Annotated in this window: 6 protein-coding genes and 1 tRNA gene; 3 read left to right on the top strand and 4 right to left on the bottom strand. The window is 69.1% G+C overall.

The features are described 5' to 3' along the window. Positions 1-222: 222 nt before the first annotated feature. Both GXZ33_RS10765 and GXZ33_RS10760 read right to left on the bottom strand, forming a co-directional pair. Positions 223-298: transfer RNA gene (locus GXZ33_RS10765), tRNA-Thr, on the bottom strand. Positions 299-365: 67 nt separating this feature from the next. Continuing rightward, entirely contained in the window at positions 366-1,574 is a 1,209-nt protein-coding gene (locus tag GXZ33_RS10760) for a DNA polymerase III subunit delta' (protein ID WP_291341030.1), read from the bottom strand. 71 nt (positions 1,575-1,645) lie between these two features. Here GXZ33_RS10760 and GXZ33_RS10755 point away from each other — a divergent pair, with 71 nt between their 5' ends. The 3 genes from GXZ33_RS10755 to GXZ33_RS10745 all read left to right on the top strand — a co-directional run bounded on the left by GXZ33_RS10755 (position 1,646) and on the right by GXZ33_RS10745 (position 4,496). Then, the gene (locus GXZ33_RS10755; RefSeq protein WP_291341029.1) at positions 1,646-3,172 is read left to right on the top strand and encodes an adenylate/guanylate cyclase domain-containing protein; all 1,527 of its coding nucleotides are present in this window, start codon (positions 1,646-1,648) and stop codon (positions 3,170-3,172) included. A gap of 1 nt (position 3,173) precedes the next feature. Continuing rightward, a complete protein-coding gene (locus GXZ33_RS10750; protein ID WP_291341028.1) occupies positions 3,174-3,836 on the top strand; it encodes a DUF6198 family protein in 663 nt (220 codons plus the stop codon). Positions 3,837-4,010: 174 nt separating this feature from the next. Then, on the top strand, positions 4,011-4,496 hold the full coding sequence (locus GXZ33_RS10745; protein WP_291341027.1) for a hypothetical protein: 486 nt from the start codon (positions 4,011-4,013) through the stop codon (positions 4,494-4,496). 2 nt (positions 4,497-4,498) lie between these two features. Here the strand turns inward: GXZ33_RS10745 and GXZ33_RS10740 are convergent, their stop codons facing one another. Together GXZ33_RS10740 and GXZ33_RS10735 are read right to left on the bottom strand one after the other, a co-directional pair. Continuing rightward, a complete protein-coding gene (locus GXZ33_RS10740; protein WP_291341026.1) occupies positions 4,499-5,212 on the bottom strand; it encodes a lysoplasmalogenase family protein in 714 nt (237 codons plus the stop codon). A 14-nt stretch (positions 5,213-5,226) separates the two neighbouring features. Next, the coding region (locus GXZ33_RS10735) for a lysoplasmalogenase family protein (protein WP_291341025.1) at positions 5,227-5,680 on the bottom strand (454 nt) is incomplete at its 5' end.

Here is a 5,680-nt window from a genome sequence, read left to right as displayed (position 1 = left end):
TTTACCCCCGGTGACATGCGCCGTCGCAGAAATCGGACAGTTCCGCCCCAGGTGAGTTCCCCACCCGAACAGTCGCCCCGGGAAGCATCCGCCCGGACCCATGGCAACAGAATGGTCACAGTCTCCCGGGGGTGTCCCCCGGGGGTCAGGCCCCCGTCTCCCCAACATGAGGGATCAGCGGCACGGAAAAACCCACTTCCCCGGGGAGGGAGGTGGGTGTCGTGGAGCCGCCTGCGAGAATCGAACTCGCGACCTTCTCATTACGAGTGAGACGCTCTACCGACTGAGCTAAGGCGGCGTGGCCCTGCATGAACAGTACCGATGCGCCATTTTAGCGCACGCACGGCGGGCGGAGAAATCACAGGTCAGGAAGCGCCGCAGGCGAGGCGGATGCGTCCGAGCATGCCGTCGATGGCGATGGTCGGGGTGACGTTGACGCTGATGTGCTCGCGGGCCAGTGTGATCGCGTCGAGGCATTCGACGAGGCCGGGTTCGCTCACCTTGTCCGCCAGTTCGCGGGACAGGCCCTCGAAGTCGGGGTGGGTCAGGCCCACCGCGGCCCCCGTGGAGAGCATGAGGGCGTCGCGGTAGAGGCCGGCGAGATCCACGAGGGCGAGGTCGATGAAGTCCCGCTTGCGACGGTTGCGGCGGGTCTTCTGGGTCTTCTCCAGGTCGCTGAGCGCGCCGGCTGAGCCGTCCATCGCCTTCTGCGTGCCCTTGCCGCGGCCGCCCTTGCCCAGGGCGCGTTCGAGGCGGGCGAGCTCCTCTGCGTCCTGTTCGTCGCTCATCTCCTTGACCTGCTTGTCGACGTTCTTCAGGAACCCCGTCGCCGCCTTGAACACCTCGTCGCGGTGGAAGACCATCTCGGCGAGGTTGAGGGCGGCGGCGCGTCGCTTCTGCGACTCCGGGTCGGTGACCAGGCGGCGGGCACGGCCGATGTGCCGCCCGGAGGCGACGGCGGCGAGGCGGGCGTCCTCGGGGGAGGCCCCGGTCTCGGCGACGAGCAGGTCCACGATGTACTCCACCGAGGGGTAGGGCACGTAGAGGTGGCGGCAGCGGGAGCGCAGCGTCGGCGAGAAGTCCTCCGGGTCGATGGAGGGGGCGCACATGAGGATGACGGTGTGCGGCGGCGGCTCCTCCACGACCTTGAGGATCGCGTCGGCCGCAGGACCGGTGAGGCGGTCGGCGTCCTCGATGATGACGATGCGCCAGTCGGAGACCGTCGGCAGCTTCGCCGCCTCCCGGCGCATGTCGCGCATCTCCTCGATGGAGATGGACAGTCCCCCGGGGACGATGTGGAGGACGTCCGTGTGGGCGTCGGCAAGCACGTCACGGCAGTGGCGGCAGCGACCGCAGCCGATCTCCGTGGGGTCGGAGCACTCGAGCGCCGCGGCGAACGCGAGCGCTGCGACGGAGCGGCCGGAACCCGGCGGCCCCGTGAGGATCCAGGCGTGCGCCATGGCGCTGCCCAGCTCGGCCTCCCCACGTGCGAAAGCGCGGGCGGCCCGGGCGGCCGAGAGGACGGTGTCCCGGACGGAGGGGGTGTCGGCGAGGCGCTGTGCAACGGAGTTCACCTGATCCACCCTATTCACCCTGGCAGTGCGGTGCCCACGCGGGAGGGTGCGGGAGGTTAAAGTAAGGAACCATGAATCGACTGTTGCGGGCTTTCAAGTGGCTGTGGGGCACCTCGTGGCCCCTCTACGCCGCGTCGGTGCTCGCGGCGAACCTCATCGGCGCGCTGGCCGTCATGGCCTTCATCCGGTTCCTCATCCCGATGCCGGAGGTCCGCAGCTTCACCGCGGAAGTCTCCCACGTCGAGGTCATCGGCATGACGTACCTCGCGTTCGCGGTGATCGTCGCCGTGATCGCCACACTCATGCTGTTCCGGCCCGTGCTGGCCTGGCAACGCCACCCCGAGGACCACGACCCCAACATGGTGCGCAACCTCGTCATGCGGCTGCCGGTCTACCAGGCGGTGGTGTGCGCGGTGGTGTGGGTGATCGGCATCGCGATCGCGGTGGTGGTCGCGGCGACGACGAGTTCGAGACTCGCGCTGGTCATCGGCATCGCGACGATCCTCACCGGCATGGTCGTCGTGCTGCTGACGTACCTGCTCGCCGAGCGTCTGGTGCGCCCGGTGGCGGCGGAGGCGCTGGCCCGTCGCTTCGAGGACTCCACCCTGGAACCGCCGATCACGCAGCGTCTGCGTCTGACGTGGGTCATGACCACCGCGCTGCCCGTCCTCGGCATCCTGCTGCTTGCCGTGGGGCAGCGCGCGGGCTACTTCATGGGCAACGCGGGGGAGCTCATCCCGGGCATCGTGGCGCTCTCCCTGACCGCGCTGGTGACCGGTTTCATCGGCACGACCTTCGCCATCATGAGCGTCGTCGACCCGGTCCTGGAGCTGCAGGAGGCGATCAACAAGGTCCGCCGCGGCGACACCAACGTCCAGGTCGACATCTACGACGGCTCCGAGATGGGTGTCCTGCAGGCCGGCTTCAACGAAATGATGCGCGGCCTCAAGGAGCGCCAGCGCGTGCGCGACATCTTCGGCCGTTACGTGGGCACCGAGGTGGCCAAGCGGGCCCTCGAGGAGCGGCCCACCCTGGGCGGCGAGGACCGCAAGGTCGCCGTCCTCTTCGTCGACGTCATCGGCTCGACCACCTTCGCGGTCAACCACACGCCGGAGGAGGTCGTCGAGGCGCTCAACCAGTTCTTCGAGCACGTCGTCGAGGTGGTGCACCGCAACAAGGGCATCATCAACAAGTTCCAGGGTGACGCGGCGCTCGCCGTCTTCGGTGCGCCGATCTCTCTGGCGGACTCCACCTCCCATGCGCTCACCGCGGCCCGTGAGCTGCGCCAGGAGCTCAAGGGCATGACCCTGCAGGCGGGCATCGGCGTGGCCGCCGGGCACGTCGTCGCCGGGCACATCGGCGGTTCCGACCGTTTCGAGTACACCGTCATCGGTGACGCCGTGAACTCCGCCGCCCGTCTCACCGAGCTGGCCAAGGACACCGACGGCCGTGTCCTCACCAACGCCGCCACGCTGCGCAGCGCGAATGAGGCGGAGCAGGCCCGCTGGACGGTCATGAAGTCCGTGGAGCTGCGTGGCCGCCGGGAGATGACCCAGCTGGCGCGCCCGATCCGTCCCACCATGGCGGACCGCTCCTGACGTGACCGTCCTCGCTCCCCGGCGACTCCTCCTGTTGTTCGTCGGCCTCCTGATCATGTCCTTCGGCATCGCCCTGTCGGTGCGCAGCGACCTCGGCACGACCACGATCTCCTCGGTCCCCTACGTCATCAGCCTCATTTCCCCGGTGACGCTGGGTACGGCGACGATCCTGCTCAACGCCGGTTTCCTGGGGGTGCAGATGCTGCTGCTCCGGCGTCGTTTCCAGCTGGTCCAGCTGCTGCAGCTCCCCGTGGTGCTGGTGTTCGGCCTGCTCAACGACGCCGCCCTGTGGGCCACCTCCTGGATCAACTACTCCGCGTACTGGCAGCAGTGGCTGCTGACGATCTCCGCCATCGTCGTCCTGTCCGTCGGCATCGTCTTCCAGATCACCGCCCGGTCGGTCATGCTCTCCGGTGAGGCGGTCGTGCTGACCATCGCCAGTGAGCTCTCCCGGGTGTTCGGGCAGCGGCGCATCTTCGTGTTCGGTTACGTCAAGGTCGTCTTCGACATCGTGCTGGTGCTCTCCGCGCTGACGTTGGCACTGCTCTTCGCCGGCCGGGTCGTCGGTGTCGGTGAGGGCACGGTCGCGGCGGCCCTGCTCATCGGTTTCGTGGTCAAGCGGCTGCAGCCGGTGCTCGGCCCGCGGTTGGCCCGCCTGCGCTGAGTGCGCAACTGCGCACTCTTTTCATGGTCTGAACTGGGGCTATGCTCTCGAACGCTCCTCCGGGAGGGAGAGTTGTCCACAGATTTTCAGTGACACGTCACACTGATCGCGAGTTGTCCACAGGCCCACCGCCGCCCCCTTCCCCACCCCGGGGGAGCGTGCGATCGTGGGGCCATGGCGAAGAAGAAGACCACCCACCGGCAGAAGCTGTCCACCACCACCGTCACCGACCGCCCCCAGACCCCGCCGGGCGTCGCCGAGCCTCCCCGGCACCGCAAGCTGCGTGCACGCGCCACGAACGGCACGTTCCTGCTTCTCGACGGCATCCGCTACTTCGCCAGCCTCGAGGAACCACGCGAGGGCACCCTGGCCAGGATCATGGTGACCGCCGCGTTGTTCTGCACCCACCACCGCGCGGAGTTCATCGACCAGACAAGGGACGAGCTCCGCCACCACGGTGCGGCTTCCGTCCATGAGCGCGGAGGAACCGTCTGGTCCTTCTGGCCCGCCGAGATCCCGCGGGAGGACGTGGCGGAGACCGTGGCTCATGTCGCCGCGGAGTTCGGGATGCCGAACTCGATCACGCCCGACGAGTACCGGCCCGACGTCATCTACCGGATGGTGGCCTTCGGCCCGCCGCAGTCCGTGCGGGCCGCCTGAGATCAGTCCCGGGTGAGGCCGTCCATGAGGAGCATGTTGCCGATCACCTGGGAGGCCCGTGCCCCGGCATCCAGCGCGCGGTGTCCGAGGGAGTCACCGGTGAGCAGCGTCTCCCGCAGCAGCGCCACCCCCTCGGCGGCGAGGAGCAGGTTACCGCCGTGCCCCAGCCCCTTGCGGACGGTCCTGCCGTCCTGGATCCCACGGTCATCCGCCAGGGTCGAGGTCGCGGACACGAAGAGTCCGGCGAAAGCGGCCGGAGCCAGCAGAGACGGCTTCTTCCAGGCGGCCAGACCGACTCCGGTGGCCCACGCGGCGGCCCGGAGACCGAGCCGTGCCGGCGAGGGGCGGGCACCACGGTCGTAGAGCTTGGCGGAATAGGCGGCGTGCTGCGCGGCGATGCCGAACATGCCCATGACGGGGGTGTTGTCCGGAGCGCGCAGCTTGGCCAGGTCCCCCACCAACCCACCCGCCATGCCGGCGAGCAGCACCGGCGAGGGGTCATGACGCAGGGCCGTGGCCGCCAACGGCGGCATGGTCACCGCCGTGGAGACGACATTGGTCTTCGCCCACCCCAACAGACGCGACCAGGCGCTCAACTCCCCCGCCACCAGGTAGGCGACGCGTTCCGGCTCCTGGAATGCGGCGGTGAGGGAGGCCTGCAACGCATCGACGCCTTCGCGGGTGCGGGTGACCATTTCATTCACGGGGGAAGTCATGACCACCAGGGTAGTCAGCGCCGGAACAGGCCGTCCACGAGCAGCCGCTGCGCAGCCACGTAGGTCACCGCCACCGCCACATCCAGACCCCGCCCCAGCGCCCGGTTCCCCTCCGGGATCACCATCCTCACCAGGATCAACGAGTCAGACAGGAGGAACAGATGTCCCCCGGCAGCCACTCCCCGCCCCCGCACAACCGGGTCCGCGGCGAGCACCGAGGTGGCGGCGACCATCCCCCCGTATGTGCCCACCAGCCCCAGGTGCGCACGCCCGAACCACGCCGCCGCCGCGAAAGGCACCGCGTGCACCGCCAGCGGCCCACGACGGACACGCGCCCCTGCCCGCCACAGCAGCCACTGGTACGCGGCCTGATTCACCGCGAACGCCGCCGCCCCCTGCGCCAGGCGCCCCTCCCGCATGAGCAGCAGGTCACCGACCCATCCCCCGAGCAACCCGACGACCCCGACC

The sequence above is a fragment of the Corynebacterium sp. genome (genome assembly GCF_012838985.1).
Taxonomy (GTDB): Bacteria; Actinomycetota; Actinomycetes; order Mycobacteriales; family Mycobacteriaceae; genus Corynebacterium.
The sequence above is the reverse complement of the archived record's forward strand: the minus strand, read 5'-3'. Positions and strand labels throughout refer to the sequence as shown.